The organism is Bacteroidota bacterium, assembly GCA_016714535.1.
In the GTDB taxonomy this organism is placed as follows: domain Bacteria; phylum Bacteroidota; class Bacteroidia; order AKYH767-A; family OLB10; genus JADKFV01.
This window is the reverse complement of the sequence record JADKDR010000004.1, coordinates 387,043-407,598: the sequence shown is the minus strand read 5'-3', so window position 1 is coordinate 407,598 and position 20,556 is coordinate 387,043. Positions and strand designations below refer to the sequence as shown.

Below are 20,556 nucleotides of genomic sequence, written 5' to 3'. Positions count from 1 at the left end.
TTATATTGATAAGCATAGCTCAAAACTAAATCAACTCAAGCACTTCTATTAAGTAACCACTTCTTGTTCATATCATCTACTGAAGTAAATTTAGTTATGTGAAGATATTCCTTTTCACATGTAACTGAAAAATATTTATTTTAATTGTAGAAATCTCATGCTTCAGACTTATGATAACAGCAGCGCTCTCCGAATAAGCATGAAAGAATCGGCATTACTCCATTTTGGCTTCGAACTTCTGTTATCTTCAATAAAAAAAGAATGATTAATAAATCACTCGAAAATTTAAATATCGATGCGTTGATTGCAATGCTATTTGATATAATTGATGAATAAAAAACTCAAACTTCAAGTCAAGCATAAAAGTTCACAACAACCAACCTCGTAAGTATTATTAAAAACTTACCGTGAGCAACTGCACCATGACAATCTGCAGGTAATTTTAATCGCCAAATAAGAATGAGCTTTTAAATGCTCATCAAAGTGTTTTTACACGATTGTATTTTCGAAGAAAACAGTGTCTCTTCTTCATAGCAAAAAAAATGGTCTTGATAAATTCTTCTAATCTATCATCAGTACGGAGCTATGTTATTTTTAATGAAAACAGATAAAACGTCTGCAAGGTGAATGGTTAATGCATTTGCATAGGATAAAAAAAGCATGCCCTATTTACGTAAATAGAGGTCATAAAAATTGGATGATGCCTTTTGATGTTATAAATAAATAAACGTTTTGTAAAAAGTTATCAAGGGATGTAAAAAGATATCAAGGGCGCGGGCTTCGCCCGCGCCCTTGATATCTTCTCTTTTCTCCCAATATGCTTGATATAACAAAGCGCCCTGTGCAACAGGTGCACAGGGCGCTTAGAAATTTTATTGCTTCTTTTCTGATTTACTTTTTTATCAATCTCCCCGTTTCGGTCATACCATTCAATTGTACATTTACTAGATACATGCCCGATGCTAAGTTGGTCAAATCGTAACTTCTAATATTGCTACCAGCAAATGCAGCTTCTTCGGTAACGAATACTATTCTGCCAATATGATCATAAATTACTATTCGCAACTTCCCGTCTTCGCTGGCTTCAAAGTTCATATTCAACATTCCCTCGCTTGGGTTAGGATAAATAGTTACCAACCCGCTTGTACTTGCTATTCCACTCGCCATCTTAGGTGGTGCCGGACAGGTAAGCATACCTGCAGTACTTCCTTGCGCACCACCGGCCCAGGCACGTAGTATATTCCATACCGCTGTGCTGCAAGCCGATGTTAAGTAAGGACTTGAACATCCTCCTAATTTCTTGTTCGCTTCATTTAATACTTGCGTTACAGTCATTCCTGCAAATGGGGCCGTGTTATATATCAGGTCGCCTAACGTTACTGTTGGTACGGGTGCAAAGTTTGGATCATATGCATCAAATACAACGCTCATTTTTAAGCTCACTACCAAGGCTGCAAACGAACTGTTAAACGTTGTGCTTGTAGGATTATTCAGGTTGGAAGTTAGTATTGTTGCTCCTCCTGTTCCTGGTTGGCCGGTTAGGAAATTGCGTACTGCGGTTGAACTGCTTAGTGTTAATGTGCGGCTACCTCCGCAACCACCACCAACTACCAAACTCGCTGGGAATGCGGCCGGGAAGTGGTTGGTCAGGTAAGTACCTATGTTATTGCCTGCTGCCGGTGTTGTCCATCCCTGCGCGTTACCATACGTACCCGGATTAGGGAACTCGGTATGGAATGGGCTTCCATTACTACACACATAGGGTGGTTGTGTTATGGTGACACTTGCCTGCGTTAAACATCCTCCGCCATCCGTTACCGTTACCTGGAATGTTCCAGCAGTTAATCCGATTACATCCTGTGTGGTCCTTACCGGTATGGTATTCCACTGATATGTATAAGTGCCACCACCACCGCTTACGCTTATGTATGCTGCTCCATTGTTACCTCCATAGTTAGTTACATTGCTTGTGCTATCAACAACTACAACAATTGACGTTGGTGCTGTTATTACACAACTGCTGCTGTTGCTGCAACCGTTTGCATCTGTTACTGTTACCGTATATGTACCAGCAGGCAAGTTGCTTATGCTGCTAGTTGTTTCAAAGTTATTCCACACATAGGTATATGGCGCAGTGCCACCTGCTGCGGCTACACTTGAGGCTCCGTTGCTTCCATTATTGCAAGTAGTATTAGTACAGCTTTGGCTTAATACAATAGCACTAGGTTGAGTTAACACTACACACAAGGTGATGGTACATCCATTGGCATCTGTTACCGTTACCGTATGTGATCCTGCTGCAAGGCCTGTGCGGTCTTCGGTAGTTGCTCCACCTGTCCATATGTAGGTATATGGGGCGGTACCGCCTGTTACCGTTATGTTGATGCTGCCATTGCTGCTGCCATTACATGTTGGATTTACATGCGTTTCAGTGATGTTAAGACCATTTACAGGTGCTGTTACCACATAACTTGCTGTGGCCGTACATCCGTTTGCGTCTGTTACCGTCACCGTATACGTGCCTGCCATTAAGCCCGTAGCTGTTACCGTTGTTTGACCATTGCTCCAGCTATAGCTATATGGGCTTACGCCTCCCATAGCCGCAACCGTAGCCGTGCCATTGTTATTTCCGTTACAGTTTACATTGGTGCCACTGGCTGTAGCTGTCAATGCTGCCGGCTCCGTTAAGGTTATGCTTACCGTTTGGGTACATACTCCATTGCTTACTGTTACCGTATATGTGCCTGCTCCTACGCCCATCAAGTCTTCGGTTGTTGCTCCGCTACTCCAGGTATAGGTATACGCGCCTTGTGGGTTGGTGGTCAGGTTTATGCTGCCATCAAGACCTCCGTTGCAACGGATGTTGACCCCGCCTGCATACGTTGGACTGTTTAGGGTTGCCGTAAACGTGCCTCCACCTACTTTCACACATACACTTACTACACATCCATTGGCATCGGTTACTTGTACAAAGTTGTTGCCTGAACATAAGTTGGTACCTGTTTGGGTGGTCTGTCCATTGCTCCACAGATAACTGTAAGGGCTGTGCCTCCTGTCATAGTCACTGTGCCCGTACCATCGCACAATACACAATTGGCATCGGTGCTGCTGGTGCTTATCGTATCTAATACTGCCGGCTGCGTGATCTCGATGCTGGCCGTGGCCATGCATCCGTTAACATCTGTTACCGTTACTGTATATGTTCCAACTCCAAGGTTAGCGGTCATGCTCTGGCTTGCTCCGTTGTTCCATGCATAGCTGTATGGCGCAACGCCTCCCGTAGTTACTACACTGGCACTGCCATTGCTCTGGCCATTGCAACTTACATTGATACCACTTGCTGTGGCAACCATGATGGCCGGCTCGGTAATTTGAGCGCTATCAAGTTTTGTACAGCCATTGCTGTCGGTTACCGTTACATAATACCATCCGGCAAGGGCCGTGATGCTCGTGTTTAAGCTATCGATCGTATCGCCAGGGGCATTGGTCCATACATAACCATATGGGGCGCTGCCGCCATTCAGGTTAGTGATGCTGATGCTGCCATTGCCACCATTACATAATGCATTGGTTACTTGTAAGCTATACTGGATTGCTGCTGCCTGTCCTACCATTGCTGTGCATGTGGTGGTACATCCACTGGCATCCGTTATTAATACGGTATATACGCCTGCTACTAAGCCGGTGTTGATGCCATTGGTGCCGCCATTGCTCCACTGATATACATATGGTGGGGTGCCGCCAAATACATTTACCGTTGCTGTTCCTAATGCCTGACCACAAGATGTTGGGGTGCAGGTAGTGTTGCAGTTAAGGGCTGCACTTTGGGTCAGGATAATTGCTGCCTGAACGGTACATCCCATGCTGTCAGTTATGGTAACATACACTGCCCCGGCACTCAAGCCAGTTGCTGTCTGTGTAGTTTGGCCATTGCTCCATAAATAAACATATGCATTGCCAACTGTGTATGGCGTACCTCCTACCGGAGTTATGGTTGCTGTTCCATTGTTTCCACCCTGACATACGGCTCCTCCGGTGCTAAAGCTATAAACGAGCGGACCCGGCTCTGTTACCGTTACCGTGCACTGGCTGCTGCAGCCATCGCTATCAAATACGGTTACTGTATATGTTCCTGCTCCCATGCCCGTAGCTGTCAGCGTGGTCTGTGCCGGAGCTGTGTTCCAGATTACATTATATACTCCATTGCCGCCTCCGGGTACTACTGTGGCCTGGCCATTCTGATAGCCACTGCAACTTACACTCTGCGTAACGCTGGCCGTACATGTTACCGGAGTTGGTGCTCCTATAACTGCCGTGGCCGATATCGGTCCGCATCCATTAGCATCGTTTACTGTTACTGTATATGATCCTGCTGCAAGGCCGCTGATGGCACTTGTGGTTGCTCCGTTGCTCCACAAATGGGTATATGGTGGGGTACCTCCGCCTACTACTGCCATGGCTGTGCCGGTTGGGTTTACACAACTTACATTCGTGTTGCTCGTACCTACCGATAAGGCCGTAGGTTCTGTTATCGTTACTGTGCAGGTGCTCGTACAGCCTGCTCCATCGGTTACCGTGGCAGTATACGTTCCTGCGCCCAGGCCCGTGGCAGTTTGCATGGTCTGACCATTGCTCCATGCATACGTGTATAGTCCTGTGCCGCCTGTACCATTTACAGTCGCGCTGCCGGTAGTTAATCCATTGCACGTTACATTTACTTGCGTAATGCCACATGCTAAGGCCGATGGCTGGTTGACTACAAAGCAATACGTTACACTACAACCCGCACTATCCGTTACCGTTGCATAATATACACCTGCTGTTACGGTAGCTGTATTGGTAGTGTTGCCACCATCATGACTCCAGCTATACGTATACGTGCCGCTGCCTCCTGTTGGACTAACCAACAATACACTCGTGCCTCCGTGGCAGGCGATAGTCGTTTGGCTAGGGTTAACTACAATTGCGCTTGCAGTAGTAAGTACATATACATTGCTTGCAGTACATCCGTTGTTGTCAGTTACCGTTACTGTATAGGTGCCCGCTGTTAGGCCGCTTATCGTGGCACTATTCTGTCCGTTGCTCCATGCATACGTGTAAGGCGCTGTGCCTCCGCTTACGCTTGCCGTGGCGCTGCCTGTATTCTGGCCATTACATGCCACATCCGTTTGGGTGGGCGTAATTACGATGGCTGCAGGCTCGGTAATCGTTACATTGGCAGTGATGGTACATCCATTGGCATCAGTAATCGTTACCGTAAACGTGCCCGCTGCAAGACCGCTCACATTCTTCGTGCTGCTGCCATTGCTCCATGCATAGCTATATCCGGGCGTTCCGCCTACTACATTTATTGCTGCACTGCCGGTGCTGGCGCCATTACATTTTACATTCACCTGGCTCGTGCCGGTGATCATCGCACTTGGCTCTACTATCTCTATTTCTATCGAATCAACACAGCCTGATGCGTCTGTTACTGTTACCGTATAGGTGCCTGATGCAAGGCCGGTGGCCGTAGCATCAGTTTGTCCATTGCTCCATAAATACGTGTAAGGCGATGGGGCTACGGTGGCTACTACCGTGGCTGTACCACTCGTGCCTCATTACATAATACATTTGTTCCACTAATATTTAATACCAGACTACCCGGTGCTGTTATGGTTAAACTGGCTGGCAGTGCATCCATTAGCGTCTGTTACTGTTACGATATATCCGCCAGGCACAAGTCCTGTGGCGGTTGCACCTGTTTGTCCGTCACTCCAAAGGTATGTGTAAGCCGGAGTGCCTCCTGCTCCCTGTGCCGTAGCACTTGCTGTGCCACCACCTGTACAGGTGATTGGTACAACAGTAGGGATACTTGCAGTTACAGGGGTTAGTGGTTCTGTAATTTCTATACTTGCCGTATATATACATCCTTGTGCATCAGTAACGGTTACTGTATAGGTCCCAGCCGTTAAGCCCGTGGCGGTCATCGTGCCCTGGCCTGGTACCGTATTCCAACTGATGCTGTAAGGTGCTGTACCTCCGGTAATGCCGCTAATAGTTGCGCTGCCGTTATTACCTCCATTACATAATACATTTACTCCTGTTAATGGATTGGCTGTTATCGTGCTGCCCTGATTAATGATAATTCCTGTAAGTTGTGCGGTACATCCATTGGCATCCGTTACTGTTACACTGTAGGTACCTGCTGGCAAGTTAACAGCGGTGGCTGTTGTTTGACCATCACTCCACAAATAGCTGTAAGGCATGGTGCCTCCGCTTGCTGTTACTGTGGCGGTGCCTATTCCCGTTTGACACGTAGGTTGGGTTGTGGTAAACGCTGCCATTATTCCTGTAGGCTGAGTCACAACCACACTTGCGGTCTTGGTGCATCCATTGGCATCAGTTATGGTTACGGTATAAGTACCTGCACTTAATCCTGTAGCTGTTGCTGTAGTTTGGGCAACACTGGTATTCCACAAGTAAGTATATGGGCCGGTGCCTCCTGTTACTCCTGAAACAGTAGCTGTTCCATCGTTACCTCCATTACAACTTACCGCTGTGATGGTCAATGGATCGCAGGTAATTGCTGCCGGCTGACCTAACGTCACACTGCAACTGGTTGTACAGTTGTTCTTGTCTTTTACGATCACCGTATACGTGCCTGCTCCTACATTGTTTACTATCGCGGTAGTGGCTACCGGTACGGTATTCCAGGTATATGTGTAACCTGGCGTGCCGCCTGTTACAGTTACGCCTATCTTGCCAAGACCTCCATTACATGTTATCGTTTGCAATACGTTTGCACTGCAACTTAATACTGCTGGCTGTGTTAACGTTACACTCTGTGTCTTGGTACATCCGTTGGCATCAGTTATGGTTACGGTATAGGTTCCTGCCGCTAGGCCAGTAGCTGAGGCGGTGGTTTGACCGCTGCTCCATGAATAGCTATATGGTGTTACACCTCCCGAAACGCTTGCCGTTGCCTGTCCGTTTGCCGCTCCATTACATTTTGGATTCTTTGGTGTGATGCTTACAATCATTGCATTGGCCTGGGTTATTACAACCATCGCATTGCTTATACATCCGCGCTTATCCTTTATGGTCACATTATACATGCCTGCCATTACTCCCGTAATATCCTGTGTCGTGGCTCCTGTGCTCCATAAGTAGGTATAGCCCGGGGTGCCTCCTGTTACGCTTAAGTCGATGGCGCCATTGCTGCCACCATTACAACTTACATTGGTTACAGTATACAAAGCCAACAAGGCACTTGGTTGGGTAATTACTACGCTCAATGTCTTGGTACATCCTCCTGCATCTGTTACTGTTACGGTATACGTTCCTGCTGCAAGGCCTATTACAAACTTCGTTGTTTTTCCATTGCTCCATAAGTAACTATATGGTGCTGTTCCACCTGTTGGTACTACCGTTATGGTTCCGTTGCTACCGCCATGGCAGCTTACATTGGTCTTCTTGCTCGTTACATTCAAGGACGGTGGCGCTGTTAAAGTCACGCTCGCGGTTGCCGTACATCCGTTGGCATCCGTTATGGTAACTGTATACGTTCCTACGCCTAAGCCGGTTGCGATGGCTGTGGTCTTTACTGGTACAGTGTTCCAGCTATAGCTGTATGGTGCTGCACCTCCTATGGCGATGGCCGTTGCCGATCCGCTGTTAGCTCCGTTACATGCCGGATTGGTACCGTTAACAAACACAAATAATTGTGATGGCTGCGTTACCGTGGCCGTGCCCTTTGGTACAGCCGTTGGCATCCGTTATGGTTACGGTATACGTTCCTGCTGTTAAATTGTTGATCGTTTGTGTTAATGCGCCATTGCTCCATACAAATCCATAAGGTGGGGTACCGCCTATGGGTTGTGCTGTTACACTGCCATTGCTGCCACCAAAGCAGCTTACATTGGTTACACTTGCATTGCAAATGCAACTTAAGGCGCTTGGCTCTATGATGGTGGCACTTGTACTTTGTGTACATCCACTTCCATCTGTTACCGTTACTGTATAAATACCGGCTGCCAGATTGATGATGGTGGCCGTACTAGCTCCATTGCTCCAACTATAGCTATATGCTCCACTACCTCCGGTAGCTGTGGCGGTTATACTGCCATTGCCTCCTCCATTACAACTCACATTGTTGGTTGCAAGGCTGAGGGCTATAGCGGCTGACTGTCCTACGGTGTAGGTCGTATTGGTGCTTACCGTACATCCATTAGCATCAGTAACAGTTACCGTATAGGTTCCCGCTGATAAACCACTGATGTCTTCGGTTGTGGCTCCGGTGCTCCATAATACTGTATAGCCCGCTGTGCCACCTGATATGGTCAGGTTAACAGCTCCGGTGTTGCCTCCGTTACATCCTACATTGGTTACTACGCCACTTAATGCCAGTGGTGCCGATGGTTGGCTAATTGTTACCGAACCGGTTGTCATGCATCCCATGGCATCGGTAATGGTTACCGTCCATGTTCCTGCCGTTAGGCCGGTTGCATTGGCGGTAGTCTGTGCTGGAATCGTATTCCACTGGTAGGTATATGGGGCCGTGCCTCCTACTACATTATTTAAACATGCCTTGCCATCATTGCCACCATAACATTTGATATTATCGCAAACAACTAAGGTAAAGGTTATGGCAGGTGGCTCTACTATATTATACGTGCAACTCATGGTACATCCATTGGCATCAGTTACCGTTACTGTATACGCACCTGCCGCTAGGCCTCCTATTGTTTGGGTAGTAGCACCCGTGCTCCAACTGTATGTATAGGGGGCGGTGCCTCCGGTTATGTTGCTCGTTATCATTCCATCGCTGCCTCCGTTGCACATCGTATTGCTTACGCTGCCACCACAAATAAGTGGTGCCGGAGCTGTGATGGTAAATACAACTGCCAGATTACAGCCGTTGCTATCCGTAATTAATACCGTGTGAGTACCTGAGCTTATGCCTGTAAACAAGCCACTGCTTTGAACTGCTCCACCATCAAGGCTATAGTCGTAGCCTGCTGCGTGTATGCCTGCACCGCTCCATGGCGTGCCGCCAAAGGCTGTGATATTTATGCTACCTGTTTGGCCAGCACATAATGGTTGGGTAATCGTGAAATTCTTATCTAACATGTTAGGCTCGAATATGTAGAAGGTCATGATCGTATCGCATCCTAAACTATCTGTTACTGTAAGTGTATATGTGCCTGCAGTCAAATAATTGTTGATGGCGGTGGTGGCGCCATTGCTCCATTGATACGTATAAGGAGGCGTAGCGCCATTTATATATACGGATATTTGGGCTGTACTATCGCCATGGCACATGTTGGGGATGATTGTTTTGCCAATGGTAAAGGGTGGGTTTTGGAGAATTTCGATGGGGAGGATATAAGAACAACCGTTATAATCTGTTACTGTTACTGTATATACTCCTGCTACCAGGGAATCAATGTCTTCATCGGTATTACCATCACTCCATTCATAGGTGTACGGAGCTGTTCCTCCAAATACTGTTATATCAATTGATCCTGTAGCTTCATTATAACAGTTTATGTCAATATGTGATTCAACTAGTTCAAGTAAGACTGGTTCAAAGACTTCTGATTCGGCAGTTGTTGTGCATCCGTTACAATCTGTAACTAACACCGTATATATTCCAGCCGATAATGCCGAAATATTTTCGGTAGTTTCACCATTTGACCATAAAAACTGATAAGGGTCAGCATCAATCAAAGATATACCTGATGCATTTGTAAATGCTAAAACAGGTAAATAAGTAAATGTACGTGGAGCATTAAACGAACTTGTTGTTAAATCATAAACACCATTTGCCACAATGATGGTATCGGTTTTTACATCTAAAGCAAGGAAAGAAGTGTTTTGCAGTTTGCCTCCACTATAATGATCACTGATGGGCAATTCATATCCTTGTGTTCCGCCCGGCATGGCAGCACCACCTATTACTGAGCCAAAGAATAATGCATCTTGAGGAACCGTTGATGATGTTAATGAACTCAAACTTCCATTAAATACAGCAACCGCATCTGCATTAGTACCACCATTTCCTAATATACCTGTTGGGTTGGCAACGCCTAAACCATTATCCCCTGTTGTAGTTCCGGTATTAATTGCACGTAATATATTTGTAAGAGGTATCATAGAACTGCCACCAACGTAATACGTTGTACCTGCAGTTGCCATTCCTGAATTAATTTCGAAGCCATACGTTATGCCTCCGCCTTGCAACCATCCATTTGCATTGGCATTGCCATTATTAGCAAAGATTACTGAGAATGGAGTTAGACTAAAATCGATGTCTTTTATAGCAAACAACTCAACGAATTCGAATGGAGAATCATTCCCATTCGGGTTAGCAAATACTTTTGAAATTACCATTGCAGGAGCATTTTCACCGCATGGTGCTCCTCCGGATATACTGATATCTATGGCTCCGGTATTCTCACCTGCACAATTTACACTGTCGGCAAGAGCAACTATGCTTATGGCAGCAGGCTCACTAACAGAGGTCGAAAGGCTAAGTGTGCAACCAGCATCATCTGTTACGTTAACGGTATATATTCCTGCTGAAAGACTTGAAATATCTTCGGTTGTGCTGCCATTAGACCAATTGTAGGTAAACGGAGCATTGCCATTAGTTACGGTTAAATCAATAGTGCCTGTACCATTATTATTACAAGATAAATTTGTGGATAACGTTGTTCCATTTAAAAGTAGTTTAGAATGAACCGTGATGGTCTGCTCCTTTGTGCAACCATTACAATCTGTAACGGTAATAGTATACATTCCCGGATCGAGATTGGTTCTGTTCTGAGTAGTTGCCCCATTTTCCCAAACAAAGGTATAAGGGTCCGATGCACCTACTATACTAACCAATGAATTGCCGGGAGTAAACGTTGCCGAATTACTGAATACGCGTGAAGTAACAAAGGCATCTAATATTGGATTAAACGAACCTGCTGCCTGCATATACTGTCCACTTACCGCATCAGGAGCAATAAAGCTGCCTGTTTGAAGGAAGCCTCCGGTATATTTATCATTGCTGGGCAATGCATAGCCGGATGTACCTGGAGCCACAAAGGCTCCTCCAACTGCAGACCCATAAAATATGGCATCAATAGGGGTTGTGGCAGGGGTTATAGTTGCAACCGTACCTTGAAATACTGCTATTCCATCAGCGGAGGTGCCGCCATTACCAAACACCCCTGCAGTTGCCTGAGAAGAACCTAAAGAGCCATCGCCACCAGTATTAGTGACATTAATAGATCGTAAAATATTTGACGTAATTCCACTTGTGCTTAAGCTGCTTCCACCTACATAATAAACTCCACCCTGAACGGCATTGCCACTGGTTATTTGAAATGCATAGGTCACTGTGCTTCCACGTTTCCAGCCTAGGGCATTTGCTGTACCATTATTAGCAACTATTACCGTGTATGGTGTAACCGAAAAATCAATATTACGTGTAGCTATTAGTTCTACCCACTCCTGAGCTAAATCGTTTCCGAGAGGATTTGCAAAAAACTTTGAGATAATCAGCCCGCGTGAATTATTAGCACATGGTGTTCCGCCTGCTATGGTGGTTTGAATACTTCCATTTAAATCTCCTGCACAAGTTGCTGAATCAGCTACTGCGGTAATCACTATATCCGATGGTTGTGTAATTTCAGTTGAACAGGTGGCAGTGCATCCATTACTATCGGTAACGGTAACGGTATATGTGCCTGCGCCAATAGCCGGAATATCCTCTCCTGTTGTTCCATCGCTCCATTGAAAGATATAGCCGGGAGTGCCTCCGCTTGTTGTAATATCGATAAAGCTATTGCCACCAAAACAGAATGCAGGTTCCGAATAGCATGAAACTGACAAGGTAGCAGGCTCTGTAATTACAACCTCGCAGGTAGTAGTGCAGCTATTAGCATCGGTTACTGTAACCGTATAAGTACCTGGTGCTAAACCCGAAACCGAAGCACTATTGAGTGTGGCAGCGTGGCTCCAGGAATAAGTAAAGGCTGGGCCCGAACCAGGAGTTCCTCCTTGAGGTGTAACGGTAGCTGTTCCATCATTTAGCCCGTTACATGATACTTGGGTAGCAACAATAGAACAAGACAACACGATTGGTTGGGTAACCTCATATGAACAGGTAGTACTGCATCCAGCACCATCGGTAACAGTTACAGTATACGTTCCTGCTGAAAGGCCGACAGCATTAACCAGCGTTGCTCCATTACTCCACAGATATGCATATGGGCTAGTACCTCCCGTGGGTGTGCTTGTAGCCGACCCATCTGTTCCACCATTGCATGATACATTAGTGCCGGTTGCAGTACAATTTAATGCAGTTGGTTCTGTTACTGTATAATCGCATGTTGCAGTACATCCATTGGCATCAGTAACTGTTGCCGTATATGTACCCGCTATTAAGCCTGTGGATGTTGCATTGGTTTGTCCATTGCTCCATAAGTAAGAGTAAGGGCTTGTGCCACCTGAAGGTGTGCTTGCAGCTGTGCCGTTCGAACCTCCGTTGCATGTTACATTTGTTCCTGTAGCAGCACATGTTAATGCTGTAGGTTCTGTAACTGTATAGCTGCATGATGTAGTACATCCATTTGCATCGATAACGGTTGCTGTATATGTTCCAGCTATTAAGCCTGTGGCTGTTGCATTGGTTTGTCCATTGCTCCATAAGTATGTATAAGGGCTTGTGCCTCCTGCTGGGGTGCTTGTAGCTGTGCCGTTATTACCTCCGTTGCACGATACATTTGTTCCGCTGCCTACGCATGTTAATACTGCTGGCTCGGTAACTGGATAGCTGCATGATGTAGTACATCCAATTGCATCTGTAACGATTGCTGTATATGTTCCAGCTATTAAGCCTGTGGCTGTTGCATTGGTTTGTCCATTGCTCCATAAGTATGTATAAGGGCTTGTGCCTCCTGAGGGGTGCTTGTAGCTGTGCCGTTATTACCTCCGTTGCAGATACATTTGTTCCGTGCTACGCATGTTAATGCTGCTGGCTCGGTAACTGGATAGCTGCATGATGTAGTACATCCAATTGCATCTGTAACGGTTGCTGTATATGTTCCAGCTAATTAAGCCTGTGGCTGTTGCATTGGTTTGTCCATTGCTCCATAAGTATGTATAAGGGCTTGTGCCTCCTGTTGGGGTGCTTGTGGCTGTGCCGTTATTACCTCCGTTGCACGATACATTTGTTCCGCTGCCTACGCATGTTAATACTGCTGGCTCGGTAACTGGATAGCTGCATGATGTAGTACATCCAATTGCATCTGTAACGGTTGCTGTATATGTTCCAGCTATTAAGCCTGTGGCTGTTGCATTGGTTTGTCCATTGCTCCATAAGTATGTATAAGGGCTTGTGCCTCCTGCAGGGGTGCTTGTAGCTGTGCCGTTATTACCTCCGTTGCACGATACATTTGTTCCGCTGCCTACGCATGTTAATGCTGCCGGCTCTGCAACTGTATAGCTGCATGATGTAGTACATCCATTTGCATCGATAACGGTTGCTGTATATGTTCCAGCTATTAAGTCTGTGGCTGTTGCATTGGTTTGTCCATTGCTCCATAAGTATGTATAAGGGCTTGTGCCTCCTGCAGGGGTGCTTGTGGCTGTGCCGTTATTACCTCCGTTGCACGATACATTTGTTCCGCTGCCTACGCATGTTAATACTGCTGGCTCGGTAACTGGATAGCTGCATGATGTAGTACATCCAATTGCATCTGTAACGATTGCTGTATATGTTCCAGCTATTAAGCCTGTGGCTGTTGCATTGGTTTGTCCATTGCTCCATAAGTATGTATAAGGGCTTGTGCCTCCTGCAGGGGTGCTTGTAGCTGTGCCGTTATTACCTCCGTTGCACGATACATTTGTTCCGCTGCCTACGCATGTTAATACTGCTGGCTCGGTAACTGGATAGCTGCATGATGTAGTACATCCATTTGCATCTGTAACGGTTGCTGTATATGTTCCAGCTATTAAGCCTGTGGCTGTTGCATTGGTTTGTCCATTGCTCCATAAGTATGTATAAGGGCTTGTGCCTCCTGTTGGTGTGCTTGTAGCTGTGCCGTTTGAACCTCCATTACATGATACATTTGTTCCTGTAGCAACACATGTTAATGCTGCTGGCTCTGCAACTGTATAGCTGCATGATGTAGTACATCCATTTGCATCTGTAACGGTTGCTGTATATGTTCCAGCTATTAAGCCTGTGGCTGTTGCATCGGTTTGTCCATTGCTCCATAAGTATGTATAAGGGCTTGTGCCTCCTGTTGGTGTGCTTGTAGCTGTGCCGTTTGAACCTCCATTACATGATACATTTGTTCCTGTAGCAACACATGTTAATGCTGCTGGCTCTGCAACTGTATAGCTGCATGATGTAGTACATCCATTTGCATCTGTAACGGTTGCGGTATATGTTCCTGCTAATAAGCCTGTGGCTGTTGCATCGGTTTGTCCATTGCTCCATAAGTATGTATAAGGGCTTGTGCCTCCTGTTGGTGTGCTTGTAGCTGTGCCGTTTGAACCTCCATTACATGATACATTTGTTCCTGTAGCAACACATGTTAATGCTGCTGGCTCTGCAACTGTATAGCTGCATGATGTAGACATCCATTGCATCTGTAACGGTTGCGTATTGTTCCAGCTATTAAGCCTGTGGCTGTTGCATCGGTTTGTCCATTGCTCCATAAGTATGTATAAGGGCTTGTGCCTCCTGCTGGTGTGCTTGTAGCTGTGCCGTTTGAACCTCCATTACATGATACATTTGTTCCTGTAGCAACACATGTTAATGCTGTAGGTTCTGTAACTGTATAGCTGCATGATGTAGTACATCCATTTGCATCGATAACGGTTGCTGTATATGTTCCAGCTATTAAGCCTGTGGCTGTTGCATCGGTTTGTCCATTGCTCCATAAGTATGTATAAGGGCTTGTGCCTCCTGTTGGGTGCTTGTAGCTGTGCCGTTTGAACCTCCATTACATGATACATTTGTTCCCTGCAACGCATGTTAATGCTGCTGGCTCTGCAACTGTATAGCTGCATGATGTAGCTCCATTGACGGTAGTGGGAGGAGGGGACCTTATGTGGTGATGAGCTGCATGATGTAGTACATCCATTTGCATCTGTAACGGTTGCTGTATATGTTCCAGCTATTAAGCCTGTGGCTGTTGCATCGGTTTGTCCATTGCTCCATAAGTATGTATAAGGGCTTGTGCCTCCTGCCGGGGTGCTTGTAGCTGTGCCGTTATTACCTCCGTTGCACGATACATTTGTTCCGCTGCCTACGCATGTTAATGCTGCCGGCTCGGTAACTGGATAGCTGCATGATGTAGTACATCCATTTGCATCTGTAACGGTTGCTGTATATGTTCCAGCTATTAAGCCTGTGGCTGTTGCATCGGTTTGTCCATTGCTCCATAAGTATGTATAAGGGCTTGTGCCTCCTGCTGGGGTGCTTGTAGCTGTGCCGTTATTACCTCCGTTGCACGATACATTTGTTCCGCTGCCTACGCATGTTAATGCTGCTGGCTCTGCAACTGTATAGCTGCATGATGTAGTACATCCATTTGCATCTGTAACGGTTGATGTATATGTTCCAGCTATTAAGCCTGTGGCTGTTGCATTGGTTTGTCCATTGCTCCATAAGTATGTATAAGGGCTTGTGCCTCCTGTTGGTGTGCTTATAGCTGTGCCGTTATTACCTCCGTTGCACGATACATTTGTTCCGCTGCCTACGCATGTTAATACTGCTGGCTCGGTAACTGGATAGCTGCATGATGTAGTACATCCATTTGCATCTGTAACGGTTGCTGTATATGTTCCAGCTATTAAGCCTGTGGCTGTTGCATTGGTTTGTCCATTGCTCCATAAGTATGTATAAGGGCTTGTGCCTCCTGCAGGGGTGCTTGTAGCTGTGCCGTTATTACCTCCGTTGCACGATACATTTGTTCCGCTGCCTACGCATGTTAATACTGCCGGCTCGGTAACTGGATAGCTGCATGATGTAGTACATCCATTTGCATCTGTAACGGTTGCTGTATATGTTCCAGCTATTAAGCCTGTGGCTGTTGCATTGGTTTGTCCATTGCTCCATAAGTATGTATAAGGGCTTGTGCCTCCTGCAGGGGGGCTTGTAGCTGTGCCGTTATTACCTCCGTTGCACGATACATTTGTTCCGCTGCCTACGCATGTTAATGCTGTAGGTTCTGTAACTGTATAACTGCATGTACTAGTACATCCATTATTGTCGGTTACTGTTACTGTATACGTTCCTGCTGATAAGCCTGTGGCGGTGGCAGTAGTTTGTGCTGCACCATCGTTCCACAAATATGTATATGGGCCAGTGCCACCTGCTGGGGTGCTTGTGGCTGTGCCTGTGGCTCCTCCAAAGCATAATGCAGATGTGCCCGTAGTTGTACAGGTTACATTACAAGCAACTAAACAATTCACCACTACCCCTGCCAACGAAACAACACAATTATTACTTGCAGCATTACGTGCATAAACAGTATAGGTATTATTGGCAACGGAATTAAATACATTGGTTCCAAACCAATTAGTATTGTCAATTGAGTATTCTATGGTTCCGGAAGGAATGGTTGCTGCAATAGTAATAACACCTGTACCTGGGCCAGCTACACATGATGGCGTAGCGCTAGTAATTACCGGATTATGATTTACATCAACAAAGGTTTGACCTAAGCTAGTACAACCACCGGCATAAGAAACCGTAACGTTATACAGCCCTTCGTTTACTGCTGTAACATTAGTGATTGTAGGGGCTTGAGCGGTACTTGAGAATGAGCCAGGACCAGTCCAAGCATAGCCGATAGCGCCTGCGCCAGATGCGCTTAAATTGATGCTGGAAGTAGATGGCACGCTTATACATACCGGTGAATTTGATGTTACAGTTGGCGCAGGTGCTGCTAACACTGTAATATTACCTGTGCCCGAAACAGTTCCGGTACAGCCGTTATCGTCTACTACCGATACGAGATTAACAACATGTGCACTGGCACTTAGGCCTGTTGTGCTTATATTTAATACGTTGGAAGAAACAGCCACCGTTTGATTTGCACCACCATCTATATTATAAGTAAGTGTGAAAGGTGTAGTACCGGCAAGGGTAAGCGGAATCTGCCCTGTGTAACCTTCGCATATATTGACATTGGCACCCGAAATAGTAACCGAGGGTGCGGCATTTATAAAAATCTCCCCACTGCCCGACACAGTTGCTGTGCAGTTACCACCGTCAGCAGTAACCGAGGTTAAAGCAAACTGCCCGGCTGTTGCACTTGTAAGCGTATAAGGATTATCAGAAGTAACAATAGGCGTTTGTGCCACTCCGTTAATAGTATAGTTAATTGTAAAAGTAGGCGTACCTGTGTACCCCGAAAAATTAATCGTTAAGCTGCCCGATGCCGGTGCACATGCCGTAGAAGTACCGGAGATAGCCGCTGTAGGACATGTAACCGTAAAATTACGAACAGCCAAAGTTGGTTGCGATGTGCCGGTACAACTTGCATTAACAGGATTGATACGTGGCATAATGCGCAATGTAGTACCACACGCTGTAGATGGGATTGTGTAGGTGGCACAGGCTGGGGTGAGATTAAGAGCATTTGTTGAACCCAATGTATTAACGTTAGAACCGGGAGCGGCAGACAACTGCCAAGTTGTACCTAAATCTATACTTAATTCAATGCTTTGTTCATCTGCAGAACTCCCAGTTACGGCAGGAGGAAAACTTGGCGCTGCACTTATAACACTCGCTTGTATTGTTGCAAAACTTGGCAGTGCTGCACAACCCGCACCTGTTACAGAGACAGTAGGAGCGGAAGTTGTAGCTGGTACATTACTGGTAGTTCCTGATGGTCCCCAAAAAGCTCCATTAATAAAAGAATTGCTTGAGCTAAAGTATGCTAAATACTCCCCTCCATTAGTTAAATTAGGAGTAGTGGCTGTGGAGGTTAAAAGTAAATTTATGTTACTATTCCAAGAAGATGCAGAAAAATTTGAACCAACAACATAAAAGCCACTTGCCGGAATAACTGCTGTAGAAGGTAATTGAACAACAAAATCACCATCAGTAAAGTAGCTACAACCAATATTAGTTCCGGGCGTTCCAGCCACTTCCCAGCCCTCACCGAAATTTGGGGAAGTTTCAGTTGCTGCATTGAATAAAACCTCGTTTAATTTAGCTGCCCCACTTGGTACACTTGATATGGTCTGGCTCGCCACCACATCCGCACTACTTTCGTCATATACGCCACCGCTGTTGTTTACATCATTTACCCATTCTATGGTAGAGCCGTTTGGTAAATTTGTAGAAGCCGATGTGCTGATGCTCATGCTTAAAACATCGCCCGGGCACTTGGCGCCTGCGGCTGTGTTACAGGTGGCATCGTTTGCAAATACGGGGCAAGGCGGTGGAAGCAGTCGGCAGTTATTATTGATGGTAATGGTTTGCGGTGGTGTACATCCGCTGCCATCGTATACTACTACCGTTAATGGGCCCGTGAGGATAGTACTTATGGTAAAAAGTCCTGTGGCATTGGAATCTACATTTACGCCATTGTTTTTAAATGCATATTTTACATTGGAGCCACCGGTTACCAGTGTAGAAATATTTACAGTTCCCACAGGAAAATCGGTAGGGCACGACAACGAAGTTTTTGATAATACCAAAGGTGCAACTACCGTAATGGTTAAAGTGCGCACCTGATAGCAATCGCTGGGAGTTGTATTGTTGCGTACGGCACCTTCGGAGTTGCTACCCACACTACTGCTGGCAATGGGCGAATTTGACAAGTCGTCCCAAATTAATGAAACGGTATGTGTACCAACTGAAAGAGCACCCACATTGTAAGTCAAAGTAGTAACACCGGTGGTTGTATTTTCAACCACACTTGTCCAGTTAACACCTGCAGCGCCATCTATAGAAACAAAGCTTCCTATTTTACTATCGGTACTTGATTTAGTGGGTTCTACGTGTGCATAGTTATAAACTTCCAGCGTAATCGGCACAGCAGCCGCAGTGCATTGTGTAATGGTTGTAATTGTTGGTAATATTAAAGAATCTATTGGAGCATAGTTGGACATTCCGGGATTTGGGTGTTCGCTTTTGCGCCAGCCACTTGCACCATTGCATCGTGTGGCATAGGGTGCCTGCGTTACTCCCGGGTAGGCTATGCGCTGAAAAGTAGAATTACATGCTTGCAGCACATCGCCATCCACTTGCGGATGAGGCGATGATAATGGGGTAAGATTGCAATAGGTATTGGCAGTAGCAATGGCGGGCATTGTATAGGAATAAGCCGCATTGTAGCATGAGCCCCCCGGGCGGAGAGCCGGAGGCAATATACCTCGCGTTTGTGCACCCGAACCATTAGGCGAGGGATTTCCCGGAGGGCCTATGAGCGTGTAGTTGCCAGATTGTAATGCATTGTTATCGGCAGCACCTGTAGATCCCCCACCCCATTGAACGGCATCGGCAACGGAACCATCGGGTTTAAAAAGTACAATCTGATCGCCATCGGCAGGGCCTTGATTATCGATTGTAAACCCTGTAGCTGCCCAATCAACATAATATTGGTTGGCAGGCAGGCACACATCAAAATCGATGGGGAGCTGACTCATAAAGTCGCCACCGTTGCGCGCTATACCCGATCCGGGATTGGGATTGTTGGATTGTGCCTGACTACAGGCGATAACAAAAACGCTATCGCTTGGTATAGTAGTGCCGGGAGGAATAACCACTACCCATTCGCTGTTGGAAATAACCCAACAGCCAATATTGGTACCCGGAGGCCCAATGAGTTCTACGATACCGTCATTTTCGGAGTCGTTGTTGGTAGCATCGCCACTTGTTTCGTTAATGTAAACTTGAGAAAAACCATACCCACAAAAAAGCATGGCAGCACAAAATGTAAGAAATTTTGTCATATTTCTAATTATAAAAATTTTTATGTCCAAATGTACTCTTAATTTTGATTAAGAATTTTAAGTTAAGGTTATTAAATTGATTTATATATCACCAATCGAAAGTCATAGGATGTTTATATCTTTTGGGGTGAAAAAAAGTATTTTACATCGCAGTTAAGAACCTTATGTCTTGCAGTATTATGCTACTAAGAATATAAGCAAATCTAAGACTGTCTTACCTAAAAACAGCTTGCACGAATTTTCTTTTAAGAATAAATTTGGAAGTTATTCCTCTTCTTTTAAATATTTACATTAAACTATTAAATCTTAATATCATGACACCTTCTCCATTCTCCATTCTCAAAAATAAGGCTGTGTAAGTTACGTGTCTTATGTTGCGCAATTGCAAAGCTATTGATTACTATGAAAGCCAATAGCCAAACTATCAATGTGCAAATTACTGCAAGCTATGCCAACGGCAATACAGCTAACTGTTTTGGCGAGTCAAGTGCAAGCATTTTCAGTACATTACAGGGGGTTATGCTCCGAACACCTGCCGTTGGAGCAATGAACAAACTACATCAAGCATTGCAAATGTACCTGCTGGTTATTATAAATTAA

At 45.6% G+C, this 20,556-nt stretch carries 6 protein-coding genes and 7 pseudogenes; 1 reads left to right on the top strand and 12 read right to left on the bottom strand.

Annotated features, from left to right (window positions below):
• Positions 1-891: 891 nt before the first annotated feature.
• The 12 genes and pseudogenes from IPO27_07600 to IPO27_07545 all read right to left on the bottom strand — a co-directional run bounded on the left by IPO27_07600 (position 892) and on the right by IPO27_07545 (position 19,956).
• Positions 892-3,084, bottom strand: coding sequence for a T9SS type A sorting domain-containing protein (locus IPO27_07600; protein MBK8846398.1), 2,193 nt, complete (start codon positions 3,082-3,084; stop codon positions 892-894).
• A 392-nt stretch (positions 3,085-3,476) separates the two neighbouring features.
• Positions 3,477-3,614 (bottom strand): annotated as a pseudogene (locus tag IPO27_07595) (hypothetical protein).
• Positions 3,615-3,698: 84 nt separating this feature from the next.
• A pseudogene (locus IPO27_07590) lies at positions 3,699-4,457 on the bottom strand (SprB repeat-containing protein).
• A gap of 162 nt (positions 4,458-4,619) precedes the next feature.
• Positions 4,620-5,162: pseudogene (locus IPO27_07585) on the bottom strand (SprB repeat-containing protein).
• 135 nt (positions 5,163-5,297) lie between these two features.
• Positions 5,298-5,414, bottom strand: a pseudogene (locus tag IPO27_07580) (SprB repeat-containing protein).
• Positions 5,415-5,639: 225 nt separating this feature from the next.
• Positions 5,640-7,754: a hypothetical protein gene (locus IPO27_07575; protein ID MBK8846397.1), complete on the bottom strand. Its 2,115-nt coding sequence runs from the start codon at positions 7,752-7,754 to the stop codon at positions 5,640-5,642.
• Complete coding sequence (locus IPO27_07570) at positions 7,687-12,108, bottom strand: SprB repeat-containing protein (GenBank protein ID MBK8846396.1); 4,422 nt, start codon at positions 12,106-12,108, stop codon at positions 7,687-7,689. The genes IPO27_07575 and IPO27_07570 overlap by 68 nt, the downstream gene beginning before the upstream one ends.
• 105 nt (positions 12,109-12,213) lie before the next feature.
• Positions 12,214-12,417 (bottom strand): annotated as a pseudogene (locus tag IPO27_07565) (SprB repeat-containing protein).
• 21 nt (positions 12,418-12,438) lie between these two features.
• Positions 12,439-12,642: pseudogene (locus IPO27_07560) on the bottom strand (SprB repeat-containing protein).
• A 21-nt stretch (positions 12,643-12,663) separates the two neighbouring features.
• Positions 12,664-12,867 (bottom strand): annotated as a pseudogene (locus IPO27_07555) (SprB repeat-containing protein).
• Between the two features lie 93 nt (positions 12,868-12,960).
• Positions 12,961-14,700, bottom strand: coding sequence for a SprB repeat-containing protein (locus tag IPO27_07550; protein ID MBK8846395.1), 1,740 nt, complete (start codon positions 14,698-14,700; stop codon positions 12,961-12,963).
• Between the two features lie 63 nt (positions 14,701-14,763).
• Entirely contained in the window at positions 14,764-19,956 is a 5,193-nt protein-coding gene (locus IPO27_07545; GenBank protein ID MBK8846394.1) for a hypothetical protein, read from the bottom strand.
• Between the two features lie 402 nt (positions 19,957-20,358).
• On the opposite strand from IPO27_07545, the gene IPO27_07540 reads away from it, so the two are divergent.
• Positions 20,359-20,556, top strand: coding sequence for a hypothetical protein (locus IPO27_07540; GenBank protein ID MBK8846393.1), 198 nt, complete (start codon positions 20,359-20,361; stop codon positions 20,554-20,556).